We start from the raw sequence: 4,551 nt of genomic DNA on the forward strand, positions 1-4,551 counted from the left end.
CTATCGAATCATTTTTATTTGAAAACAAATTCTATTTTTACCTTTTAGAAAATAAACCACCCTATCGCAATTTATTATATTCTTATATCGGTCTATTAAATATACGGAATTTATACTATATATGCAGAAAATAATCTATACTATTCAGGAATTGGATGAGGTTTCGGCGAAAATACTGGATCAGGCCTGCTCAAAAATCCTTTGTTTTTACGGTGAGATGGGAGCCGGGAAAACCACACTAATTAAAGCTCTGGTCCGATATTTAGATGGGGGGAATCAGGCCAATAGCCCGACATTTGGAATAGTTAATGAATATCAAAGCAGGAACGGAGATTTGTTGGGATATCATTTCGATTTTTACCGCCTGGATAATGAAGAAGAAGCGCTCGATCTGGGACTGGAAGATTACTTTAGTCAGGATGTCTGGATTTTTATTGAATGGCCCGAAAAGATTGGAGCACAACTCCCCGAAAATTGCACAAGAATTTCTCTGGAAATCCTTGATCCTGTAACTCGGCAGATTCATTTAAGCCAACCTGATTAACAATAGCAAGGACAAAGCAAGTTGAGGTTATTTGTTTTTAAGTATTATTTTACCAAGGTTTCCAAAAAAACATTATCGATAAAGTGAACTATATCATCGACCACTGATAGATGAGATAAAAAATCCATATTCCGCTTTCTTTTCATTTATTAAAATTTAATTTAAGAAAACAAGAACTTTTATAAATTTTCGCTTCTGTCTTTTAGTTCTAAAATCATAAATTATTATAATCAATTGTAAAGTCAAAAATAAAAACTTACTACTCTGTGGCAAGTTAGTTGATGTGATTTTGTTCGAGAAGAGAGGAATTAGTTATCGTAAAAGACTCTGTTTTATTGCCTTGAACTCGACGAACGGTAAAAAAATCGGTAAAATGAATGATTTTTACGACAAAAGGTTGTATTTTTCGGACAAATAACATTTTGTTAGTGCTTTTTTTCCTACATTTGTTATTGAGAACAGATCAAATCTTTAACGAAAAACGATTTACGATGAACACTAAGAGACTTTTTTTTGGAATTTGTACCTGCCTTATTCTGATGGCAGCATCCTGTACCCCGAACAGTACTGCAGACGATCAATTGTATGAAGATGCAGTGGATAAAAAAGATATTATTATTAAATAATATAAATTATTAAATATAAAATTACTTTTTAAAGAAAAGGGCAATCATAAATTGCCCTTTTTTACGTTAGAGCAATATATACCCTCGAAATATTGTTTCAATGAGTCAAATTCCGGACAAGAGTAAAAAAGCCAAAACTAGATTGTATATAGAATCTATGGCTATTTTTTTAATTATTGCAGCCCCTTTCATTTTTAAATTACATGATTATTTACCCAAAGACCCGGAAGCCACTTTCAATTTCCTGGGGATAACTATTGATAGTAACGGATTTGCCAATGTGCGCACTTATGCGTGGTTCTTACTAGGTAAAATAGTTCCCTTTTACTTATTATTAATCTGGTTCTTTACCAACAAACACTGGTGGTATCATATACTTTTGGTACCTATATGTATGTATGCCTTCCAAATTTTAGAAGTCTTTTACTACTATGATGATCAAACCGTAGATATAGAAAACATTTTTTGGATATTACCTGTTTGTATGGTCGTTATTCCCTTTGTTTACTTTATTAGAGTAAAACTTTACGATAAATATGTGCATGGTATTGACCTGGACGCAATGGATGCAGAGTTGCAATACTATAAAGACAAAGAGCGACGGGAAAATGAAAGAATAAATGTTAAGACAAAAATAGAAGATGAATTGGAAGAAGACTTATCACAAAAAACACCAAATAAGTCGCTTCAGCAATTATATAATCGGTTTCAACATTCTTTAAAGAGTCTGTTTAATATGTTTTTATAAAAGAAAAAAATAATTAGCGTAAATCCTGCCCTTTTGAGCAGGATTTTTTTACCCCCCGTTTTACTAACCCACTTGATCAAAAAAAAATTGTAATTTTGAGATTGACCTAAATTATTGGTTAGAAATTACTTTTTATGAATCAACCTTCCTCACCATTTAGTAAACAACAGCTACTTCCACAGGAAGAAACACTGGAAGTTTTAAAGCAAAAAGGAGAGCTCTTCATTGGGATCCCAAATGAAAACCAATATCAGGAAAAACGTATATGCCTTACTCCGGATGCCGTAAATGCCCTAACCTCAAATGGTCACCGGGTATTAATGGAAGCAGGAGCAGGTGAAAGTGCAAGCTACACGGATAAGGAATATACTGAAGCAGGTGCCAAAATAACACGAGACACAAAAAAGGTTTTTTCGTGTCCGCTTTTATTAAAAGTAGAGCCCCCTACCCTGTCGGAAATTCAATTAATGAATCCACAGGCGACTATTATTTCGGCTTTACAAATAAAAACAAGATCTAAGGAATATTTTGAGGAACTAGCTAAAAAAAGGATCACAGCAATAGCATTTGAATATATTCGGGATGAGGATGGTAAGTATCCTGCGGTACGCTCTTTAAGTGAAATTGCGGGTATTGCTTCGGTGCTTATCGCATCGGAAATCATGGCCGCTACCAACCAGGGAAACGGGCTTATGTTTGGTAATATTAGTGGGGTACCCCCAATAGAAGTGGTAATTGTAGGAGCAGGAACCGTTGGAGAGTTTGCAGCCAGATCTGCTTTAGGGCTTGGAGCCAATGTAAAAGTCTTTGATAATTCCCTTACTAAATTACGGAACATTCAAACCAATCTTAAACAGACTATATATACTTCTACTCTGCAACCCAAGAACCTTTTAAAGAGTTTAAAGCGATGCGATGTTGCCATAGGGGCGGTACGTGGCAGTGACAGATCGCCAATTGTGGTTTCTAGTACTATGGTAGAACATATGAAAAAAGGATCGGTGATCATTGACGTGAGCATAGATATGGGGGGTTGTTTCGAAACCAGTGAACTTACTACCCACGATAAACCCACTCGCGAAAAATTTGGTGTCATCCATTACGGCGTCCCTAATATTCCTGCCAGATATCCAAGGACATCATCAGTGTCTATCAGCAATATTTTTACCCCTTATCTCTTAAAGATTGGAGAAGATGGAGGCCTGGAAAATTCACTGAGATTTGATAGAGGCCTGCGAAATGGTTTATATATGTATCACGGCATTCTTACTAATAAATCCGTTGGTGAATGGTTCGATCTAAAATACAGTGATATCAACTTCCTTATTTTTTAGTTAATGGCATTTCTAAAACGATTAGGATTTTATCTTATTGGATTATCCATCGGCTTGGTTTTCCTTTTCTTTTTTCTGAAAAAAAAATCAGATGAAACCGGTGTCAGCTTTTGTTATCTGCCTAATTGCAGGGTATTAAAAGAATTAAGGTCCAAACCCCTAATTTATTCCAAGCAAATAGATCAGATGGTTGCTGAACGAGCCCTGGACTCTCTAACTATTGCCTACTTTCTGAATGACGGTGACGTTAATTTTAAAAAGAGTATCACAAAAAATACAACTTGTAAGACCTATTTAATAGAAGGAATGGTAAAGGAAAAATTTATGGCCTTAACTGTGAAGAATTGCGACAGTACAATTTTAATAAATGATTTACAGATAATTGATTAATAAGTATATATTATTTTTATTAAAGTCATATTTAATCATATTTTGAATTATTAAACATTTGAACAAAGGTGACTTTTTGAGCAAATAACCATTAATTATGTATGTTTTTAATAACTAAAAACCATAACCGACTCAATTCTAAAAAATGAAATCATTCAAATATGCTATAATAGTTTGTTTACTAATTTTAGGTGGTTGCGAAACAAAGAAAGAAACAGCTAATAAACAAATTGAGGTACTCCAGAGCAGAGAATTCTATCAACTTAAAACCTATTATTTTGATACTGAGGAACAAGAATCTAAAACGGATGACTATTTCAGGAATTCACTGATACCTGCACTTCACAGACAAAACATAAAAAATATTGGTGCTTTTAAGCCCAGATCAAACGAGACTGATACAACTAAACGTATTATGTTATTAATTCCATTTGAATCTATGGAGCAATTTCTTGGTCTGGACAGGACGCTTGTAAAAGACAGTATGTATTTGGCTACCGGAAGTAAATTTATCAACGCTTCACATGAAAATCCGCCCTATAACCGCATACAATCCGTGCTTATGAAAGCATTCGAAAATATGCCTAAGTTGTTTGCCCCACAATTTGAAGTTCCAAAGACCAATCGTATTTATGAATTACGTAGTTATGAATCCCCTACGGAAGCATATTACAAAAGAAAAGTGGCTATGTTTAACGAGGGTGGTGAAATTAAGCTATTTAATCGATTAGGTTTTAATGCCGTTTTTTACGCAGAAGTAATATCGGGACCCCAAATGCCTAATCTTATGTATATGACCACTTTTAAAGATCAAGAAACAAGGGATGAACTTTGGAAAGCTTTTTTTGATTCCCCTGAATGGAAAGAATTGCTTACTTATCCTAAATATGAGAATACGGTTTCTCATGC

Annotated in this window: 6 protein-coding genes; all 6 read left to right on the plus strand. The window is 34.4% G+C overall.

Annotation, left to right across the window (positions count from 1 at the left end; translation table 11 throughout):
* The first annotated feature begins 121 nt into the window (after positions 1 to 121).
* Entirely contained in the window at positions 122 to 544 is a 423-nt protein-coding gene (tsaE, locus tag WBM60_RS16925; protein WP_424276867.1) for a tRNA (adenosine(37)-N6)-threonylcarbamoyltransferase complex ATPase subunit type 1 TsaE, read from the plus strand.
* Positions 545 to 1,035: 491 nt separating this feature from the next.
* Complete coding sequence (locus tag WBM60_RS16930) at positions 1,036 to 1,170, plus strand: hypothetical protein (protein WP_424263561.1); 135 nt, start codon at positions 1,036 to 1,038, stop codon at positions 1,168 to 1,170.
* A 100-nt stretch (positions 1,171 to 1,270) separates the two neighbouring features.
* Complete coding sequence (locus WBM60_RS16935; protein ID WP_424263559.1) at positions 1,271 to 1,918, plus strand: hypothetical protein; 648 nt, start codon at positions 1,271 to 1,273, stop codon at positions 1,916 to 1,918.
* A 134-nt stretch (positions 1,919 to 2,052) separates the two neighbouring features.
* Positions 2,053 to 3,252, plus strand: coding sequence for an alanine dehydrogenase (locus WBM60_RS16940; protein ID WP_299162724.1), 1,200 nt, complete (start codon positions 2,053 to 2,055; stop codon positions 3,250 to 3,252).
* A gap of 3 nt (positions 3,253 to 3,255) precedes the next feature.
* Positions 3,256 to 3,642, plus strand: a complete 387-nt coding sequence (locus WBM60_RS16945; RefSeq protein ID WP_424276868.1) for a DUF4258 domain-containing protein — start codon at positions 3,256 to 3,258, stop codon at positions 3,640 to 3,642.
* Between the two features lie 145 nt (positions 3,643 to 3,787).
* Positions 3,788 to 4,551, plus strand: a 764-nt coding sequence (locus tag WBM60_RS16950; RefSeq protein ID WP_424283377.1) for an NIPSNAP family protein, incomplete at its 3' end; no start/stop codon positions are given.

Origin of the sequence: Eudoraea sp. (genome assembly GCF_049669105.1) — a bacterium.
GTDB lineage: Bacteria > Bacteroidota > Bacteroidia > Flavobacteriales > Flavobacteriaceae > Eudoraea.